Raw genomic sequence first — 20,378 nt, 5'->3', positions numbered from 1 at the left:
TTCTGCATGCTAGCTCCCCACCTCATCGATTTTTCGAAGCTGGGGGAACCCGATATTGGCTTTATTTCCGTGGCCGAAGAAGGCCGCACACTGCCCTTCGTGCCCAAACGCACCTTCTGGACGTATTATACCCCGGAAACCATTGTGCGGGGCCGGCACGCGCATTACAAAACAGAGCAGGTACTGGTGGCGCTGTCCGGACGCATCATTGTAGTCATTGAGCGGCCCGATGGAGAACTGCTGAGCTTTCGCCTCGACAGTCCGCACCAGGGCGTCTACATCCCGCCCAACAGCTGGCACACCATGCAGTACTCCGAAACGGCCATCCAGCTTACGTTTGCTTCCGAGCTTTATAATGAGGCCGATTATATCCGCAGCTATGAGCTGTTCCGGGAAGTCTGGGGTAAGAAGTAAGCGCAACGTAATTGAAAAACAGCCGGCGCTAACCCAGCTAAAAAGAAGCCCGGTCTTTTCCCTTCATTAAGAAAGGAAAAGACCGGGCTTCTTTTCCGGGTGCTTCCCATGCCATTGCGCGGCCGGGGAGCCCCCATTCGTTATTGCTGCGTTTTCAGTTCGTCCTCGCCACCGTATGGCGCTCCGGCGTTCAGATTACCGCGTAGGCCGCCGGCCGAGATACCCGGGCCTTCCCGCTGGGCTTTTTCTGTCCCGGGGGAGGGGAGTTCCTGAGACGTCTGGTCGTTTACCTGGTCGGAAGTAGCAGGCTGGCCGCTACCCGTGAGCAGAACGGCCTCTTGGTCCAGGGGTCCGGCAATTTCTTCTACCCGTCGGATGTACTGCCGCTTGGCTGCCTCCTCGCTCATGCCTTTGTATTTGCTCCAGGAGTCCCACTGCGCCTGCGACATGCATTCGGGCCCATCGGGGTTGTCATGCTGGTCAATATTTACGGTATCCGGCTGGGTATCATGGTCGCCCTGCGTGGCTTGTTTGTATAAGCCGTAAAGCTCGGTCATGTGGGGGCCGGCCTGTTCCTGGGGTAAGCCATCTACGCGCGTCACGGCGGCTTCAAATTGCTGTTGTAAATCCATTTGTTGCTGCAGATTCATAGGAAGGAAAGGCTAAAGAAGAGGATTATAGAATGCTTTACTCTGGGTCAGCGGGTTAGGTTGCGAGGGCCGGATGCACTTTTTCAAAACTTGCTACCCGATACTTCGTACTTTTGCCCGCTAATTATGTGTGGAATCACTGGAGTATTCGCTTTTACTGAAGCAGGCCGCAACTCGCTGGCTTCGCTTCATGCTTCTACTGACGCTATCAGCAGCCGCGGGCCTGATTCGCAGGGACATTATGTATACGATAGGGTAGGATTGGGCCACCGGCGCCTGAGTATCCTGGACTTGTCGTGTGATGGAAACCAGCCGATGACCGATGCGGCCGGCCGTTACACCATCATCTTCAACGGCGAGATTTTTAACTTCCGGGAGCTGCGGCAGAAGCTGGTGAAGAAAGGTTACACCTTTCATTCACAGACGGATACGGAAGTTATTCTGCAGCTGTATATCACCGAAGGCCGGGGCTTCCTGAAAAAGCTGAACGGCTTTTTCTCGCTGGCTATCTACGATAAGGAAGAAGATTCCCTGTTCATTGCCCGCGACCGGATGGGGGTGAAGCCCCTGCTGGTATACCGCGACGAGGACAAGATGCTCTTCGGCTCAGAAATGAAGGCCCTGATGGCCCTGGGCGTACCGCGCAAGCTGGACTACGCCGCGCTCAGTCATTACCTGCAGCTCAACTATATTCCGGGGCCAGCCACCATTTTTAAAGGAGTTAAAAAACTTCTGCCCGGCCATTACCTTTATGTAAAGGGCGAGAAGGTAGTGCGCAAGGCCTGGTATCGTATTCCTTACGATCCTAAGAAGGTAGCCAAAAACAAGCTCACCTACGATCAGCAGCAGCAAAAGCTGGTAGACCTGATGGATGAGTCGGTGGCGCGCCGCTTGGTGGCTGATGTACCGCTGGGATCATTCCTGAGCGGCGGCATTGATTCGTCGGTGGTTACGGCACTGGCGGCCCGCCACACCCCGCACCTCAATACTTTCAGCATTGGTTTCAAGGATGAGCCTTTCTTCGACGAAACGAAGTACGCCAACCTAGTTGCCAAAATGCACAAGACCAACCACACGGTCTTCTCCCTCACCAACCAGGACCTCTACGACCACATCTTTGATGTGCTCAATTACATCGACGAGCCCTTCGCCGATTCCTCGGCTCTGGCGGTGTATATCCTCAGCAAGCAAACCCGCGAAAAAGTAACCGTAGCCCTTTCCGGCGACGGCGCCGATGAGCTGTTTGCCGGCTATAACAAGCATATGGCCGAGTGGCAGGTGCGCCGCGGCGGCCCCAAAGCGGAGGCCGTAGCTGGCTTGGGCATTCTGTGGGAAGTGCTGCCGAAGTCGCGCAACTCCTTCATTGGAAATAAAATACGCCAGTTTCAGCGCTTCTCCCGCGGCATGAGCAGCGGCCCCAAAGACCGTTACTGGGATTGGGCTTCGCTGGCTTCGGAGCAGGATGCCCGCAGCCTGCTCAGCGCGGCTTCAAAACGCAAAGTGGGTAAAAAGCTGGTGGAAAAGCGCCGCAAGGACATCCTCCAGAATCTACGCCCCGAGGGTGACCTAAACGAAGTACTCCTGACAGACATGAACCTGGTGCTGCCCTATGACATGAATACCAAGGTGGACCTCATGAGCATGGCTAATTCGCTGGAAGTTCGCAGCCCATTCCTCGATTATAACGTGGTCAATTTTGCCTTCTCTTTACCCGTTGAAAGCAAAATCGACGCGAAGATGAAGAAGAAAATCGTGCAGGATGCCTTCCGCCCCATGCTACCCGAGGAACTGTATAAGCGTCCGAAACAAGGATTTGAAGTACCTTTGCTAAAATGGTTCCGCAACGAGCTCCGTCCCCTCATCGAAGACGACCTGCTTTCGGATGCCTTTATCGAGTCACAGGGGGTATTTGATGTAGATGCCATTCGCGGACTCAAAGCGCAGCTCTTCTCCCGCAACCCCGGCGACGTACATGCCCGCATCTGGGCGCTGATTGTATTTCAGCACTGGTGGAAGAAGTGGATGATGTAATGCCCTGCTTTTAGCTCCTGATCATTCGAAAACAGACGCAATAACGCAAGCAAGTAATATGAAAGTAGCAGTAGTAGGTACCGGCTATGTAGGCCTTGTAACAGGAACGTGCTTTGCTGAGGTTGGCATTGATGTGACATGCATCGACATTGATCAGAAAAAGATTGACAACCTGCACAAAGGCATCCTGCCTATCTATGAGCCGGGGCTGGAGGAGATGGTGTCGCGCAATGTAGCCGCCGACCGTTTACATTTCTCCACTAACCTGGGCGAAGCTATTAAAGATTGCGACGTAGCGTTTATTGCGGTAGGTACTCCTCCCGGTGAGGATGGCTCGGCCGATTTAAAATATGTTCTGGCCGTTGCCCGTAGCATTGGCGAGAATATGAATAGCTATAGTGTTATTGTAACCAAGAGCACCGTTCCGGTAGGCACCGCAGCCAAAGTGCGCAAAGAAATTGCGCAGGCGTTGGAAAAACGCGGCGTTGATATCGACTTTGATGTGGCTTCTAACCCGGAGTTCCTGAAAGAGGGTGCTGCTATTGATGACTTCCTGAAGCCAGACCGCATTGTGGTAGGCGTGTCATCAGAGCGTGCGGAAGAGGTAATGAGCAAGCTCTATAAGCCTTTCCTGCTCAATGGTCATCCTATCATCTTCATGGACATTCCTTCGGCTGAGATGACGAAATACGCCGCTAACTCCATGTTAGCGACTAAAATATCGTTTATGAACGATATTGCTAACCTGTGCGAAATCATGGGTGCCGATGTCAATATGGTGCGCAAAGGCATTGGCTCCGATGCCCGGATTGGCACCAAGTTTATCTACCCCGGCATTGGCTACGGTGGGTCCTGCTTTCCGAAAGATGTGAAGGCCCTCATCAAAACGGCCTCCGAGAATGGCTATGAGATGCAGGTGCTGAAAGCTGTAGAAAGCGTGAACGAAGCCCAGAAAGAAGTGCTGTTCGATAAAGTAGTAAAGCACTTCGACGGCGACCTGAAAGGCAAGAAAATGGCTATCTGGGGTTTGTCGTTCAAGCCTAAAACGGATGACATGAGAGAGGCGCCCTCGCTGGTAATCATCGACAAACTGTTGGCCCATGGCTGCGAAGTCTCAGCCTATGACCCGGTGGCAATGGAAGAAGCCAAGCATACGCTGGGTGAATCCATTACCTATGCCAATGATCAGTTCGAGGCTGTGATTGATGCCGATGCCTTACTGATTGTTACCGAATGGCCGGAGTTCCGCTCGCCCAATTTTGAGGTAATAGGGCGTCTGTTGAAGGAAAAAGTAGTTTTTGATGGCCGTAATATTTATGAGCCTCAGGAAATGGAAAAGGCTGGCTTTGCCTATCACTGCATCGGTATTCGTACTACCCACAAAGAGCCTGCTGCTTAGCGTTATTTGCTGCTCCTCGTTTCAATCTTAAAGCTCGCCGCTGGCTAAACGCTAAAAAATGGCTACTAATCCCGATCAAAAACGCATTCTTATTACCGGTGGTGCTGGCTTCCTGGGTTCGCACCTCTGCGACCGGTTCATGGCTGAGGGCTACCACGTTATTGCCATGGATAACCTCATCACCGGGGACCTGGCTAATATTGAGCACCTGTTCGGCAAGGAGAACTTTGAGTTTCACCATGCTGATGTATCGAAGTTTGTCTTCGTGCCCGGCAAGTTGGACTATATTCTGCATTTCGCCTCGCCTGCCTCGCCTATCGACTATCTGAAAATTCCAATTCAGACACTGAAAGTAGGCTCGCTGGGTACGCACAACCTGCTGGGCCTGGCCCGCGTGAAAGGCGCCCGCATGCTGATTGCAAGTACCTCGGAAGTGTATGGTGACCCGGAAATTCACCCGCAGGTTGAGGAATACTTCGGCAACGTAAACCCTGTAGGCCCACGCGGCTGCTATGATGAAGCCAAGCGCTTCCAAGAAGCCATTACGATGGCCTACCACAACCACCATGGTCTGGAAACCCGCATTGTCCGTATCTTTAACACCTATGGACCCCGGATGCGCCTCAACGACGGCCGCGTATTGCCAGCCTTTCTGAGTCAGGCCTTGCGCGGTGAAAACCTTACCGTATTCGGCGACGGCTCACAGACCCGTTCGTTCTGCTACGTAGACGACCTTATTGAAGGCATCTACCGACTGCTGCTCAGCGACTACGCTCTGCCGGTAAACATCGGTAACCCCGACGAAATCACCATTAAGGAATTCGGCCAAGAAATTGCCCGTCTAATTGGCGTAGACTTCAAGCATGATTATCTGCCGCTACCAACCAATGACCCCATGAAACGTCGACCGGATATCAGCAAGGCCAAGGAAATTCTTGGCTGGGAGCCGCAGGTAGGCCGTGCCGAGGGACTGCGCCGGACGCTGGAATATTTCCAAGAGAATCTATCCGGTGTAGTGACCGGTGAGTTATATAAAACACCGCGTAGCTTTTGATTAATAGATTGTACTGCTATTAGGAAAACCATTATGCTGTATGTAGGCGAGCATAATGGTCTTTTTCTGTACGATATTCAGGTCGTGCAATCAGGTAAAATGTGGGAAAGAAGTACGGCGTAAGCATATGATGCAAGATAATTTGACGGATAATGAGGTAATCTAGCTAAACCTGACACAATTAGAAAATAGTTTGAAAATGGGTTTGGAATGTGGTTGGGTGAGCGGTAACCAAGGGCTGAGTGGCGATGTTAGGTGTAGTAATAGGCACTGTGGTGTCTGATTTCGAGTTTGGTTTCGGCAAAGCCGTAAAGGCTGCCGTCGTGTAATTCGGCCTTGAAGACCTCGTCGTATTTTCACTCTTTGTCAGGAGCCGCCACGCTGGATTTGTTTGTCATAACATAAGAAAAATAAGTCCATCCATCGTCCGGCTAAACTTTACTACCTAATTATTCGATAATTCTAGTTGTCAGTGCTTAACCATTTACGTTGAGCAGGCGCTAAAAGGTGAACATGTATGACCGTGATGACTTATTAACACTAGTCTCTCTGCGTAGTGCCATAGCGTATTAAGGTCGACAATGAGAGTGAGTTTATCTGCAAATTCATGGATAAATGGGTCTATGAGCAGCAAGTCACGCTGGATTTCTCGAGACTAAGTAAACCGACTGATAACCCTTATATAAAATCGTTCAATGGCAGCATTCGGGATGAATTTCTGAACATGCATTGGTTTCTTTCGTTGGCTGATGCACCGGGGAAAAATCGAGCAGTAGCTGCATGAGTACAACGACTTCCTGCCTCACAACTCATAACAGAATTTAATATCCTATCAGGTAACGACTGCCACTACCGTCGAGCTTCAAGCCGCCATATTTTCCACTTCAAATCTATACAAGATTTAGTAGTAGCTCACAATATGGGGGAATGTACAACTACTCCTTAGTAAAGATGTTCGTATCTTTGCTCCCCGAAATGCATAAGGCAAGTTGTTCTGTCTCCAGTAACAAAATTTAGCGTTGCACGCTGTTGTTACATATTGTCATACCAACTTCCAAGCTTTCATCTTACTTCTGAAAAAAAAACGAACTCATATGCAAGGCCCGCCCCAACTAACTTTTCAACGTCGCGTTTTGAATAAGGCCAAACGGATGATGGGGCTTGCTCCTGTAATAGAATATCCTCATACTCAAGGTGCGTATTTAAACTTCAATCACATCGATTTATATTATTGGCGGCCTTTATGGACTTATGAACAAAATTTTGGTGACCATCTCTCCAAAATTATTGTATCTAAAATATTGGCTGATGGGGAATGTTTTCTGGAAGAAGAAACGCCTGAGAGCCACCGGATGTTCGCGATAGGTTCTATTATGCACGTTGCCAAGAACGACGAGGTAATCTGGGGTTCGGGAGTTCACGGCAATATGAAATCCGAGGACCATACTTTTCAACGCTTGGATGTGCGCGCCGTGCGCGGCCCGCTGACCAGAAAATTCCTGCTAAACCGCGGAATTCAGGTACCGGAAGTGTACGGTGATCCGGCACTGCTGCTACCTCATATATTTCCGCACAAGTTTAAACCAACCAGCCGGATGGCGTATGGGGTAGTGCCGCATCACACGGAATATGAGATGTTTGAGGCACAAAATACGCCCAACCTGATTTCATCGATGGGTAGCTGGAATCAGATTATTCATAAAATTTTGGAGGCGGATTTCGTAATCTCAAGCTCCTTGCATGGGTTGATTATTGCTGAGGCCTACGGTATTCCGGCGCGTTACCTGCGGGTAACTACCAATCAAGACTTGTTTAAATACAATGACTATATGAAGGGTACTGGCCGTGGAGATATTGAATATGCCAGTAGCGTTGAAGAAGCCCTGAAAATGGGGGGCAGGCCCCACCTGTATTTGATCATATCCCGTTGCTTAATTCCTTTCCCTGGGACTTGTGGGGAAAGAAAAAGGATTAGGTAAAAAGCAGGAATTGTATTAAAAATAAGTGTAAGCCGATGAATGGATTGCGAAAAAAAATAAGTGCAAGACTGAAAGCGGTTGGAAATCTATTGTCTTTCTATAAATTTTATCTTAGCAAGCCTAAGTCGGATGTTCAGCAGTTTGAAAAATACGTAATTCTTAATGTTAAGAATACGGTGATTGAGAGGGTGTACGCGCATATTTTGTTCGCTATGCAGGTTAATGGCTACAAGATATATCTCGTCAATAACCCCAGGCTTTTTGCCAATATTATTGAATATCCCGCTCAAATAGCATCTCTTCCGAATCTAACTATTGTTGACAACGTAAATAATGTAAGTCATGAAGCTTTATATATTTATGATTTTGATCTACAAGATGAAACTAGATTTAATAAGGTTAAATTACAGGAAAGTATATTAACTAATTCGAATAAACGAAATTTAAATATTATGCCATTTCCGATGATTCCCCGAAATTACTTTTCGGGTAACTACCGGAACGCTGAAAAGCTCAGGGATGGTAGAAGAAACATTGGAATATATTTTTCCGGTAACTCAGAACCCAAAGTGTATGATCATCCTATCTACAGAAATTTTCTGCGTTTGATGAGCCGTACCAGCGTAATAGATGCAGTAAAAAGGATGCTTCTGCCCAATGAACTAAGTATAGTTACGCAACAGGATCAGATGGCAGTCGATACGGATTTAACTGAAAAATTCGTGTTGTATGAGTGGGTCAGAAGTAGGGAAGGTATTATCGTTGGTAATCGTACTAGCAATGAGGACTGGTTTGTTCAACTAGCCAAGTGTAACTTCTTTCTGGGATGTCCCGGCTATATTCAGCCCCTATGCCATAATTTGGTAGAAGCCATGAGCGTTGGAACAATTCCTATTCTGGAATACGGGGATTACCTGAATCCAACTCTGGAAGACGGGGTTAACTGTATTTCTTTTTCAGGGGAGGAAGATCTAATAAAAAAAATTCGCCAAGCTCTTCGCATGACTGATGAAGAAATAGCCCGGATGCGGAATAATGTTATTAAGTACTATGACCAGCATCTATCTCTGACGGCTGTCTGCTCATTTTTAGAGAAGTCAGCAAGAAGTAACCAGAACGTTGATCTGATTACTTCCTATAATTATGAGAAGCAGTGGAATATGGGTTGCCTTAATACATAATAAATCGATATCCATAATAAACGCTTGATTTTTATGTAATTTTATAAACGATTAACTGTTCTCTCTCCAGACTCAGAAAAAATGGACTCCAGATTTGGGCCAATTGGCTTTGCCTTTCGTAGCATGCTTTATTACCTCAGTGCTGCTCAGAGGAGGCAGGGGGTAGTGATGTTTGTGCTATTAGTTGTTTCCTCGCTACTGGAAGCAGTAGGTTTGGCAGCACTCGTGCCGGTTATTATGATGGCTGCAAAGCCTGGGGCAGTTCATGAGAATAGATGGTTTAGCCTAATTTATAACTATCTGGGTTTTATTACTGAAAAATCATTCCTGTTATTTCTTATAATTGCAATATTTGTATTTTTTATACTAAAGAATATATTTAATTCTTGGGTTTTATATGCACAAGCTCGATTTACTTCTGAAATCGGAATGGATGTAGTACAAAGCCAAATAGATAAATATCTTAATTTTCCACTTTGGAAATTTCAGGAATTGGGTTCGGCTAAATTTATAAATGGTACTATACAGGCAACTTATATGTATGTTAATACAGTGCTTAGGCCGTTGTTTAGCTTTTTCTCGGAAATAGTTATTGTTTTGATTATAGTTGTTGGAATACTTATTTATAAGCCAATCTTAGTAGTTATACTTGTGATAATTATGGGAACTGCATCATGGGCTACTTACGGAATTTTGCGAAACAGAACCCAGGCAGTGGGGTCTCAAATTCATCAACTAAAACCCGCTTCTCTGAATATACTTAATAACTTATTTAATGGCTTTCTGGAGCTGAAACTTGCGAATAAGCAGCACTATTTGCGTAAGCAATTATTGAATAATGAAGATACTTTGCAGAGGCTCAATGCGCAGGCGTATCTGTACAACCTGATGCCGATTAAGATTATAGAAATGGTAGCTATATTGGGCTTGCTCACCATTCTTCTATACTCTGTTTTATTCACTGGAGCATCAGACTCGCTGATTACCCTATTGGGGTTATTTGCCGCAGCTGCTTACCGGCTTATGCCTTCCATCAATAGAATGTTGTCATCGATGGTTAGTATCAAACAAGGCCAGGCATCGATTGAAGAACTGTGGGCGCATCGTACTATGGATTATGATGCTTCGTTGCCTGCGGTTCAATTACCTCTCGCATTTGAGCGGGACATTGTATTCAAAAAAGTTAGCTATACCTTTCCTGGTAGTAAACAGCCTGTACTGAATAATATAAATATCGCTATTCAGAAAGGCGATATTGTTGGATTTGTGGGCAGTTCGGGGTCAGGAAAGACTACTCTTATGAACGTGCTTCTCCGTTTTTTACGGGAGCAGGAAGGGCATATCGCAGTAGATGGTCAAGCGTTGACTCCGGATTACATGTTGTCCTGGTACAAACTTATTGGCTATGTCAAACAGGATACCTTCCTGATGGAAGCATCCATAATGGACAATATAACTCTGCAGCAGGGAGAAGATGATGTGGATATGGCTCAGTTACTGGATGCCATAGATAAAGCTTCATTAACTACCTTCATACAGAGTCTGCCGGAAGGGGTAAATACCCTTATAGGCGAGAGAGGGTCACGACTGTCCGGGGGGCAGCGGCAGCGCATAGGAATTGCCCGAGCCCTGTATAAACAGGCCCAGATTCTGGTACTGGATGAGGCAACCAGTGCCTTGGACAATGAAACAGAGCGCGAGGTAAATGAGGCTATCCATAATTTATCGAATAGTCAGATTACAATTCTGATTGTAGCCCATCGTCTGACTACACTGCGGGAGTGCAACCGTATTCTTGAGCTCAGTCAGGGTAAGCTGGTCGGTGATTATGATTATGAAACGTTGATCAGCACCAAAATGCCCTCCTAAACGCTGATGCCAGTGCTCCGGCATTACGTGACCTACCCTTCTAGGTATTTCAATTCCTTAAATTCGTAGCTCCAACATGCCCCTGAAGCATTACATATGAATATCAACGTCACTAAAGCCTATTTGCCACCATTGGCTGAGTATTCTGCCTACTTGCAGGGGATTTGGGAACGGGGATGGCTCACTAATAATGGCCCGCTGGTACAGCAACTTGAGAAGGAGTTGAGCGACCATCTGGATGGTAGTCTAGTGCAGTTCACAGGCAATGGGACTATTGCGTTGCAAGTCGCCATTAAAGCGCTTGAGTTAAGCGGTGAGATAATTACGACGCCTTTCTCCTACGTAGCAACGACCACTGCTATTCTGTGGGAAAACTGCACACCGGTATTCGTTGATGTAGAAGATCGGACGTTCTGCCTGGATGCTACCAAAATTGAAGCTGCTATCACTCCTCAGACTACTGGTATTCTGGCTACTCATGTGTATGGCTATCCTTGCGACGTTCTGGCTATTGAGGATATTGCTCGTCGGCACAATCTTAAAGTGATTTATGATGGTGCGCATGCTTTCGGGGTACGGGTGCATGGTAAACCATTGTTGAGCTATGGCGACCTGAGTACCTGCAGCTTTCATGCCACCAAACTATTCCACACAGCTGAGGGAGGAGCTATCGTTATGAACGATCCGGCTCTAGCGAAGAAGGTGTGGCTTTATAAATCGTTTGGCCATATCGGGGATGAGTACTTTTCCCTTGGTATCAATGGTAAGAACTCTGAATTTCACGCTGCCATGGGGCTGTGTAACCTACCGCGGGTACCAGACTTTATCGTGGCTCGTCAGGCTTTAGCGGTCCTTTATCGGCAGGAACTTGTCGGGCTTCCACTGCAGTATCCGGAGCCCACAGAAGATAGCCTGGAGTATAACCACGCTTACTTTCCGGTCGTGTTCGATTCTGAAGAGCGGTTACACGTGGTGAAAGATGGGTTGGCGGCGCAAATGGTGAATACCCGACGGTATTTTTATCCGTCCCTGAATCATCTCCCCTATCATAAGGGGGCTTCCTGTCCTGTTTCGGAGGACATTGCTAAGCGAGTACTTTGCCTTCCGTTTTACCAAGAGTTAGCAGCGGAACAGGTCCGCTGGATCTGTCAGCTTGTGCGCAAGTTTCATGGTTTCGTTTAAGCCCGATACCCCATGCTGATTCTTGGAGCCAATGGGCACGCCGTCGAAATACTACAATGTCTGTCAGCTGAACAACGCGAGAAAGTAGTGTTTTTTGACGATGTATCTCCGGCGGAAACTTTCGGCGACATAATAAAGCGGTACTTGGTGTTGCGGAGTTTCGAGGACGCTCTTGCTTATCTATCCTCAACAGACAAGAATTTTGCTTTAGGTCTTGGTAATCCATACCTGAGAAGCAGACTGGCTACGAAATTCCGGGCGTGCGGTGGCAATCTTACTTCAATAGTGGCAGATACTTCCGTTGTAGATGCTCCTAGAAAGCATTTAGCAAGAGGGTTAAACATCATGCATCACACCTTGGTCGCGCCTGGGGCGATATTAGGGGAGGGGGTATTAGTTAATGCCGGAGCATCAATTCATCACGATGTGAAAGTAGGAGACTACTGCGAAATATCCCCAGGGGCACGGTTGCTGGGACGTTGCCAGCTGGGACGCTACTGCCAAATCGGCTCATCAGCAGTTGTGTTGCCAGATGTTATTGTCGGAGAAGGAGCAGTAGTGGGTGCGGGTGCGGTAGTTACTAAAAACGTAGTGGCCGGAGAAATTGTGATAGGCATCCCGGCTCGTAGCATAATGAAGTAACTCTCTGCCTATGAATGTTAAATCAGAAAATTCTCCTGTAGTAAGCGTTTGCTGCATCACCTATAATCACGCAGCTTTCCTAGCTGAAGCCATAGAATCGGTACTGATGCAGAAAACCAATTTTGTGGTGGAAATGGTAATTGGGGAAGACTGTTCTACAGATGCAACGCGAGCTATTGCATTAGAGTATGCCAGCCGGTATCCGGAACAGATACGCGTTTTGCTGCCTAAAAAGAATCTGGGCGCTATGCAGAATCTTATGGCAACAATGTCAGCCTGCCGCGGAGAATTCATAGCCTTCTTGGAAGGAGATGACTATTGGACGAATGAAAATAAGTTGCAGTTGCAAGTTGATGCACTAAGAGAAAACACAGATTGTTCCTTTTGTTTTCATGACTCTAATATATTAAGCGATAAGTTTCCGGAGGGATTAATTTTTAGTCAGAGAATAGCTCCTGATATTCTGCCAATTCCATCTGAAGATGGATGTTTGCTAAAATTTTCCCAAAAACATTTGATCAAGAGATGGTTTGTGCCATCAGCTTCGATGCTGTTTCGATCTAACAGTTTGTGCTTGCCTCTGCCCGATTGGTGTGCTTCCATATTTAGTGGAGACCGTACCCTGCAATTGTTGAGTTCGCGTCATGGACTCTCGCTTTACATACCAAGAGTAATGAGTACATACAGAGTACATGCAACAGGACTTGCTACTATCACTAAGAATACTATATTTCATTTTGAGAAAAAAATTTACGATGGAATAATGTTTCGGAAATATCTTATTCTCCCTAAATATAAAAAATACGCAAATTATTATTTGTCTACTCAAATCGCTTTGTATGCTAATTATTTGAGAGATAATGGTGATTATTCAAAGTATAATATGCTTTTATTTAAGAATATATATAATCTTGCTCCGCGCTATATTCCTTTTATCAAAAATAAAATTCATTCTATAATAAAAAAAATAGCTCACTAGTTTTCTTTTTGATCATGAAAAATTTAGTATCAATTCTATTGCCGGTTTATAATGTTGAAGATTTTATCCATAAAACAATATATAGTCTGCTTAATCAAACATATCAAGATCTTGAAATAATTGTTGTAGATGATCGATCGACGGATCGTACCGTTGAAAAAATTCGTGAGATTAACGATCCACGTATCAAGTTGATCGTAAATGAAACAAATTTAGGAAGGGCGGGCTCGGATAATGTGGGGATGCAATATGTGAAGGGAGAGTACGTAGCCAAAATGGATGGCGACGATATCTGCCACCCTGAACGCCTAGCCCGGCAGGTAGCGGTTTTGGATTCGCGGCCGGATATAAACGTAGTAGGTTGCTGGCTTCAAAACTTTGGGGCCAGTGATTATCTGCACAAGTATCCTATTACACCGGAGGAACTCAAAGTCCGGACATTATTCACATTGCCGGGGGGAACAATTGCTTTATGCTGCGGACTGCGTTGTACAAGTCGCAAGGTATGAGCTACGATGGCTTTCTTAGACAAACGGAGGACTATGATTTTTTTGTTCGGTATATTGATGAGTTAGCTATTCTAACTATTCCCTACCCCCTTGTCAAGTATAGAGTTATTCCCAAGAGTATTAAGCGCCCTATACTGGAGGAGAGGTCCCGCGTTTCTACTCAAATTCAGAAGGAGTTGTTTAGGTCATGGGGTCTTGTGGCTTCAGATTTGGAACTTAATATTCACACCATGTTATCATTTATGGATAGCTCGAAAATAGATATTTCTGCGAAAGATGTAGAAAAATGGTTGTTAAGAATTATTGATCATAATATTCATTATCCAAAATTTCAGCACAATGCTTTGGTAAAAGGCTTGGCGGAAAGATGGTTTGAAATTTGTTACAATCTAGTTAATATGAATGGATTCAATGCTAATGTATATAAAAGCAGTGTATTATCAAACTTTTGGAAGCCTGGTTTGTGGCAATTAGCAAGGATGAATATTAGAGAAATTTTAAGACGCTAATATTCTTATTGGTTTCTGTTGAGGTGTTTTTTTGTTTTTAAAATACACACAAAAAAATTTAAATGAAAGTATTTGCAATAAGCTTGGAGCGCGACTTGGCGCGTCGATCTTACATTGGTAACCACTTGAGTAGTCTGAATTTGGATTACGAAATAATAGATGCAGTAGACTATAGAAAGATAAGCAGTGATGATTTTGCTAAACAGGTAGATTTAAAGGCTATGGAAAAAAACTATTGTTTGACTTCAGGTGCAGCAGCATGTGGCTTATCTCATTTAAAAATTTATGATAAAATAGTTGAAGAAAATATACCCTTTGCATTAATCGTCGAAGATGATGTGTGTCTACCATATAATATATCTGAATTGCTGTTAAAAATCGAAAAAAGTATCAAAAATGACGAAATAATAGCATTTTCATATTACAGTCATTTTGATGAAAAGATGCATCTAAGCAAAAAATACGAAACGGTTCTTGATGAGGATAACTTTCTTCTATATCCCGTGAATATTGCAGCTGTTGCGTCAACTATGGCCTATGTTATTACTAAGTCTGTTGCTAAGAAAATGGGTCAGAAGCTAATGCCTATATCTATTCAGCCTGATGACTGGGGAAAAATATATAGCAAAAGCTGTTTTACATCATTTCGCTGTCTGTATCCTGTACAAGCTATGCCTGCCTTGTTTGATACAACGCTGAATTATAGTGCGGCTAAAGGATGGAAAAATAAATTATCGACTTTTATTAAAAAACACAATGTTATTGTGCTTAATGATGTATTGAAAAAAATATATGTTTGGCGTATGAAGCGTAAGCACGCCACTGTTATATCAAATGAGTCTCCCTTCTTTGAAAATGCAAAGCAAACTAGTAACAGATAAAAACCTGCTTCTCCTCATCCCCAACCTGGGCCTGGGAGGGGCACAGCGCGTTTTTCACGACCATAGCGTAGAACTGGCCAAGCACTATCACGTGACGGAGGCCGTATTCAATCTGGAAGGGGGCAATATGTACCCTAGTGGTAACGAGATGCTGAGCTTGGACGTGGCTGGTGGTGGCAGTCCGGTGGAGAAGCTCCTCAACTTCGGCCGCCGCATCGGGCGGCTGCGGGCGCTCAAGCTCCGCCTGCGGGCCAAGGTGTGCGTGAGTCATCTGGAAGGAGCCGATTACGTGAACCTGCTCAGTAAGGGCTCGGAGAAGGTGGTGCTCTGCATTCACGGCTCCAAGCTCCACGATGGCAACATCACGGGGCTTGTGGGCTGGCTGCGCAAGAAAGTGCTCATGCCCGGCCTTTACAACCGCGCCGATAAAATTGTAACGGTCAGCCGAGATATCAACCCCGAGCTGATTGAAGGCTTTGGTGTGAAGCCGGAGAAACTGGTGACCATCAACAACTTTTTTGAAGTAGCCCAGATTGAGGCTAAATCACGAGAGCCGCTGACGGCCCGGGAGCAGGCGGTGTACGACTCGGCGCCGGTGCTCGTCACGTCAGGCCGCCTCACCATTCAGAAAAACCAGGCGCCCCTGCTTGATTCGTTTGCGGCCCTGATCAAGCGGCGACCGGCCAAGCTGGTATTCGTGGGTGATGGAGAACTGCGCAACGACCTGATCGGCCACGCCCGGCAGTTGGGCATGCGGGTGTATGAGGCCTGGAGTCAGGATACCCTCACGCCCGATTACGACGTATACTTCCTAGGGCTGCAACAGAACCCGTTCAAGTACATTCGGCCAGCTTCGCTGTTCGTGTTTCCTTCGGCCTGGGAAGGCTTCCCGATGGCCCTTGGCGAAGCCATGATTTGCGGTGTACCGGCTGTCACGACTGATTGCCCGACGGGGCCCCGCGAAATCCTGGCTCCCAGTACTGCCACCCCCCACCTCCTGATCCGGACGGCCGAACGGGCCGAGTTCGGACTCCTGATGCCCATGCTTAATCAGCCCGCTACGTTGGCCGCCGATCAGCGGGTCTGGACGGAAACGCTCTACCAGCTACTCGGCGATGCGGCTGAGCGGGAGCAGTTGGGGCGTCTAGCCAGCCTGCGCATGCGGGATTTTACCCGGGAAAAGATTTTCCGCCAGTGGGTGGCCGTACTCGAAGACGTACTCTCAAACTAATGCCACAAAAGACCACCAAGCCCGTTATCCTTATTGCTGATAACTCCACAGCCGTAACGGGGGCTCTTATGGCTATCTGGAATGCAACTGATCCACTTCGCCACAATTTTGAATTCATTTATGTATTGCCTAAAAATAGTCAAGGACGTAATATGATAGAAAAGGCCGGCTATGTTGTCCATGAATTGCCCTTTGTGGAAATAAGTCGCCGGAAAGGAGATTTAGTGCGTTATCTGCCAATGCTGCTACTAAACGGCTGGCGAGTGTTTCAGTTAATACGTCAGCATAATGTAGCGTTACTACATGTAAATGATTTTTATAACCTCACAGGTTATATAGCCAAATTATTAAGCTTCGGGCGCCTGAGGCTGGTTATTCATGTGCGGTTTCTTCCCCAGAGCCTGATACAGCCATTGGCACGCATGTGGAGGTGGCTTGGCGAGCATTATGCTGACAGAGTAATATGTGTGTCAGAAGCTGTTCGACATTACTTTGACGCACCCAATGTCCATGTTGTATTCGATCCAATACCAGGGGTAGAGCGTCACCCAGCTGCACCGACTCCTGCTATACGTCCTGACAGTACGGTGCAGCTGCTTTACCTTAGTAACTACATTCAAGGAAAGGGGCATGATCTGGCATTGCAGGCTTTTCAGCACGCATATACAAGCAATCCGAATTTGCGGCTTACCTTTTTGGGCGGCGACATGGGTATGCCAAAAAATCAAAAATTTCGGCAGTTACTGGAGTCGACTGTTCTTACACAAGGCCTTACTAATGTAGTAAGCTTTGGAGGCTTTGTAAAAGATGTGGAGTTGGCTATTAAACAGGCCGATATTATTCTAAACTTTTCCGAGTCTGAGTCGTTCTCACTGACTTGCCTTGATGCTTTATTTTATGGTACACCTTTGATTGCTACTGATTGCGGCGGGCCAGCAGAGTTGTTTGAGAACGAAAAGTCAGGTCTACTAGTTCCTAACCGGGATGTGTCAGCTATGACAGTTGCAATTCTACGGCTTGCAGATAATATCTCCCTTCGGCAGCAGTTTTCTAAAGAAGGCAGGTCGTTTGTGCAAAGTAAATTCAATGCAGGATCTACCTATGACAAAATCAGAAAAATATATGAAGGTCTTCTATAATCGGGTAGTAAAAGGTAAAAATGGCTATAAAAGTATTTGTTAATTATTGTATTATGTAAGTATTTTAAACTTAGATTTGCGCTTGTTTGCGTGTTTCGCTAATAGGAACAGACTTATATTGCATAATATACAAAGCACTTAAATAGAAAGGCATTAATGGTATTTTATATCGTACAAGCGTTCCGAAATTTCCGCTGTTTGTGCCCACGCCAATAGCGAAAATTATTGAAAATAGGAAACAGAATAGAATAACGGGCTCACTAACAATCAATTTAAAGCCTTTTAAAATTCCTGTTTTATAAAATAAGGCAATGGTAAGATATAAGAACAGGAATGCTTCTAATGATGATAACACCATGACGGGGTTTTTGGCCTCAAAAATAAAAGGTCGAAATAAGGATATGAAAATAGCTTGAGGGGAAACTCTTAGAATGGATCCCAAGGAGCCATCGAGTGTGCCAATATCATACGCTGAACCACTGATTACATAAGTGCTAAGATAGTCTTTAGTTATTTTAGTTCTTTCTCCTATTTTATCTACGTCAAATCTCTCATCGCCGGCTGTTATGTTAATTGCAATGAGATAGGCAGCAAAGGCACCTGTAATAATAAATATGGGCTTTAAAAGATTTCGCGTGGTTGCTGATTTTATTCTTTTGTTATTTTCAATAAAGACCCAAAATAATGCGGCTGGTATAAAAGAAAGTAAGATATATACTTTCGTTGCTGTTAATATATAAATGGCTATTAAACCGAATACTGATGAAGTTATTATTTTATTTTTCAGAATAAAAATATGATTAATGGCGTAAAATATCCAACCAAGGGCGCCAATGCATAAAGAGTCCTTCATTAGTCCTGATCCCCAAAAAAATACAGATGGTAAAAAAAACACTGGTAAGGAAAATTTATTATAAATTCCTGGATATAGACTGGAAAATGTAATATACATAGCCCACATACCGGTGAAACTTAGGGCAGCAAAAAATATTGCGATAATTGTATATGTGTTAAAACATAATAATGAAAAAAAGCCAGCTAACTGAATTACAAAATATTCGGTTGATGAATTATACCAATATATTCTATTTGTATACGTAATTATAGCTTCTGAAGAACTATGCATCAAAAGTTTTAATCCTATGTCAAAAGATTTATCGAAGGCTTCATATATTACTTTTGCCTGATTATAATAATTAAACGTATCGCCGCCTTTATAATAGAATTGATAAATAACTCCCAGGCCTATGGCTCCAATAAACTTTACAGTCAATGCCGGTATAAAATATTTCTTAGTATATACATTCGTGAACTTCGGGCGCACTGCGTAAGCAATAGCATAGAATATCCCCAGATACAGAGGCGTTAGAAAAAGGTCCTTTAAGTCCATGCTGTTTCTACTTCTTGTTCTTCTTCAAATACTCCTTCGCCTCGCGATACTGCTCTGACTTACGCTCTGATTTCTCCTTAACGATATCATAATACCGTCGGGCAGTCTGCTTATCCTTTTCTTTGGCGGCCATACGCGCCAGGTTTAGGTTGGCATAGAGGTAAAAGCCGCCGTCCGTATCACCGGTGGATTCTGCGAATACAATACAGCGTTGGTAATAATCCTTTGCTTTTGCCAAGTCCTTGTACTTGTTCTGCATCATCCACCCGAGGAAATAGGTGGCATAACGTCCGCTGATGCCTTCATAGCCGGGCATTCCCCGGTTGATTTTATCCAGTATTTCGCGGCTTACCCGCTCACACTCCCTAAATTCTCCTTCGTTATAACACAGCAGCGCGTAGAAGCGCTGGAAGTAGCCGTTGTCGGGGTAAGTAGTGGCTAGGTAGCGCGCCACGGGCATTGCTGTGGCTGGGTTGTTTTCTTCGTTGTTGAGGATGCGCATCAGGAAGAACCGGGCCTCCGTACCGGTGTAGAAGCCATTCTCCGAAACGTTGCGCAACTGTTGCAGCCCTAGCTGCTGGTTGCCTTTAGGGAATAGTAGCAGTACCGGCTTTAAGATGGGGTAGTGCTCCGGTATCCAGACGGAATAATAATTGAACAAGGCCTGCCCAAACAGGAACTCGGGGCTGAGACCATTAGCTTCATTACTAATTTCAACATACTTCAGTGCCCGCTTTGCGCTGATGGTAGCCTTGGGCCAGTTGCCTCTTTCAGCATGTAAACGGCCACTAAAACCATAGGCTGCTGCCAAGAAGAAGCAGGCCTCATAGTTCTTACTGTCCTGCTCATATAACTTCTCACCGTACACAACGGCGGTATCCATGTAAGCGAAGAAGAGCTTATCGTACTGCTTGGTCTGAACGTTAGTTGGGACTATTTTCCACCAGGTGCTCAGGCCCAACAGGAAATAGGGCATTGGATGGTTGGGGTAGCGCCGACGTAAAGAGCGAAATTGCTTTTCAGCCCGGTCAAATTTGAAGTTGTAGAGGTTCTCTACAGCTCCATCCAGTTCCAGTTGAATATCCCGGTCGAGGAGGAGCCAGCCTTTTGTATCCACAGCGCCGGGAGCAATGTCTACGTTCTCCAGCTCAATATTGCGGATAGGATCGGCCGGGCGAGCGGTATCGGGCTGCTGTGCCTGACTCCAAAACGGAAGCAGGCAAAGGATAGACAGGATAAAACGCAGTTTGAGCATGGTAACAAGCCTAGTATACGGCCATAAATCAGCGCACCTTTTATTTGGCAAAGCTGCGGCGAAAGGACGAAAGTAGGTCAATTA

The 20,378-nt window shown here is 45.7% G+C and carries 18 protein-coding genes and 1 pseudogene; 16 read left to right on the top strand and 3 right to left on the bottom strand.

Translation table 11 applies throughout. The features are described 5' to 3' along the window. The first annotated feature begins 6 nt into the window (after positions 1–6). Positions 7–414: a sugar 3,4-ketoisomerase gene (locus AM218_RS10495; RefSeq protein WP_054413822.1), complete on the top strand. Its 408-nt coding sequence runs from the start codon at positions 7–9 to the stop codon at positions 412–414. Between the two features lie 140 nt (positions 415–554). On the opposite strand, the gene AM218_RS10490 is transcribed toward AM218_RS10495, so the two are convergent. Further along, a complete protein-coding gene (locus AM218_RS10490) occupies positions 555–1,064 on the bottom strand; it encodes an acyl-CoA-binding protein (RefSeq protein ID WP_082318178.1) in 510 nt (169 codons plus the stop codon). A 126-nt stretch (positions 1,065–1,190) separates the two neighbouring features. Between AM218_RS10490 and asnB the strand changes: the two genes are divergently transcribed. The 15 genes and pseudogenes from asnB to AM218_RS10430 all read left to right on the top strand — a co-directional run bounded on the left by asnB (position 1,191) and on the right by AM218_RS10430 (position 17,649). Next, positions 1,191–3,095: an asparagine synthase (glutamine-hydrolyzing) gene (gene asnB / locus AM218_RS10485; RefSeq protein WP_054413820.1), complete on the top strand. Its 1,905-nt coding sequence runs from the start codon at positions 1,191–1,193 to the stop codon at positions 3,093–3,095. 58 nt (positions 3,096–3,153) lie between these two features. Further along, positions 3,154–4,494, top strand: coding sequence for a UDP-glucose dehydrogenase family protein (locus AM218_RS10480; RefSeq protein ID WP_054413819.1), 1,341 nt, complete (start codon positions 3,154–3,156; stop codon positions 4,492–4,494). A 58-nt stretch (positions 4,495–4,552) separates the two neighbouring features. Continuing rightward, positions 4,553–5,548 carry a UDP-glucuronic acid decarboxylase family protein gene (locus tag AM218_RS10475; RefSeq protein ID WP_054413818.1) on the top strand — a complete coding sequence of 332 codons (996 nt, stop codon included), beginning with the start codon at positions 4,553–4,555 and terminating at the stop codon, positions 5,546–5,548. A 568-nt stretch (positions 5,549–6,116) separates the two neighbouring features. Next, positions 6,117–6,363: pseudogene (locus AM218_RS16575) on the top strand (integrase core domain-containing protein); the annotation flags it as partial. Between the two features lie 318 nt (positions 6,364–6,681). Continuing rightward, entirely contained in the window at positions 6,682–7,527 is an 846-nt protein-coding gene (locus AM218_RS10470; RefSeq protein ID WP_197273946.1) for a polysaccharide pyruvyl transferase family protein, read from the top strand. Between the two features lie 35 nt (positions 7,528–7,562). Continuing rightward, entirely contained in the window at positions 7,563–8,708 is a 1,146-nt protein-coding gene (locus AM218_RS10465) for a glycosyltransferase (protein WP_054413816.1), read from the top strand. A 123-nt stretch (positions 8,709–8,831) separates the two neighbouring features. Further along, positions 8,832–10,577, top strand: a complete 1,746-nt coding sequence (locus AM218_RS10460) for an ABC transporter ATP-binding protein (RefSeq protein ID WP_197273945.1) — start codon at positions 8,832–8,834, stop codon at positions 10,575–10,577. Positions 10,578–10,673: 96 nt separating this feature from the next. Beyond that, positions 10,674–11,759 (top strand): DegT/DnrJ/EryC1/StrS family aminotransferase, encoded by a 1,086-nt coding sequence (locus AM218_RS10455; RefSeq protein WP_054413814.1) that lies wholly within the window; start codon positions 10,674–10,676, stop codon positions 11,757–11,759. A 12-nt stretch (positions 11,760–11,771) separates the two neighbouring features. Next, positions 11,772–12,401, top strand: a complete 630-nt coding sequence (locus AM218_RS10450; protein WP_054413813.1) for a NeuD/PglB/VioB family sugar acetyltransferase — start codon at positions 11,772–11,774, stop codon at positions 12,399–12,401. Positions 12,402–12,411: 10 nt separating this feature from the next. Then, entirely contained in the window at positions 12,412–13,380 is a 969-nt protein-coding gene (locus AM218_RS16370) for a glycosyltransferase family 2 protein (protein ID WP_071843762.1), read from the top strand. 14 nt (positions 13,381–13,394) lie between these two features. Further along, the gene (locus tag AM218_RS16365) at positions 13,395–13,889 is read left to right on the top strand and encodes a glycosyltransferase family 2 protein (RefSeq protein ID WP_157547625.1); all 495 of its coding nucleotides are present in this window, start codon (positions 13,395–13,397) and stop codon (positions 13,887–13,889) included. After that, a complete protein-coding gene (locus AM218_RS10445) occupies positions 13,886–14,398 on the top strand; it encodes a hypothetical protein (RefSeq protein ID WP_054413812.1) in 513 nt (170 codons plus the stop codon). The genes AM218_RS16365 and AM218_RS10445 overlap by 4 nt, the downstream gene beginning before the upstream one ends. A gap of 62 nt (positions 14,399–14,460) precedes the next feature. Next, positions 14,461–15,279 carry a glycosyltransferase family 25 protein gene (locus tag AM218_RS10440; RefSeq protein ID WP_071843760.1) on the top strand — a complete coding sequence of 273 codons (819 nt, stop codon included), beginning with the start codon at positions 14,461–14,463 and terminating at the stop codon, positions 15,277–15,279. Continuing rightward, positions 15,254–16,510: a glycosyltransferase gene (locus AM218_RS10435; protein WP_054413810.1), complete on the top strand. Its 1,257-nt coding sequence runs from the start codon at positions 15,254–15,256 to the stop codon at positions 16,508–16,510. Before AM218_RS10440 ends, AM218_RS10435 begins: the two co-directional genes overlap by 26 nt. Continuing rightward, entirely contained in the window at positions 16,510–17,649 is a 1,140-nt protein-coding gene (locus AM218_RS10430) for a glycosyltransferase family 4 protein (protein WP_054413809.1), read from the top strand. The genes AM218_RS10435 and AM218_RS10430 overlap by 1 nt, the downstream gene beginning before the upstream one ends. 70 nt (positions 17,650–17,719) lie before the next feature. On the opposite strand, the gene AM218_RS10425 is transcribed toward AM218_RS10430, so the two are convergent. Continuing rightward, on the bottom strand, positions 17,720–19,039 hold the full coding sequence (locus AM218_RS10425) for a hypothetical protein (RefSeq protein WP_054413808.1): 1,320 nt from the start codon (positions 19,037–19,039) through the stop codon (positions 17,720–17,722). A 7-nt stretch (positions 19,040–19,046) separates the two neighbouring features. Beyond that, positions 19,047–20,294 carry a tetratricopeptide repeat protein gene (locus AM218_RS10420; RefSeq protein ID WP_054413807.1) on the bottom strand — a complete coding sequence of 416 codons (1,248 nt, stop codon included), beginning with the start codon at positions 20,292–20,294 and terminating at the stop codon, positions 19,047–19,049. Positions 20,295–20,378 lie beyond the last annotated feature (84 nt).

Origin of the sequence: Hymenobacter sp. DG25A, from assembly GCF_001280305.1 — a bacterium.
Classification (GTDB): Bacteria; Bacteroidota; Bacteroidia; order Cytophagales; family Hymenobacteraceae; genus Hymenobacter.
The sequence above is the reverse complement of the archived record's forward strand: the minus strand, read 5'-3'. Positions and strand labels throughout refer to the sequence as shown.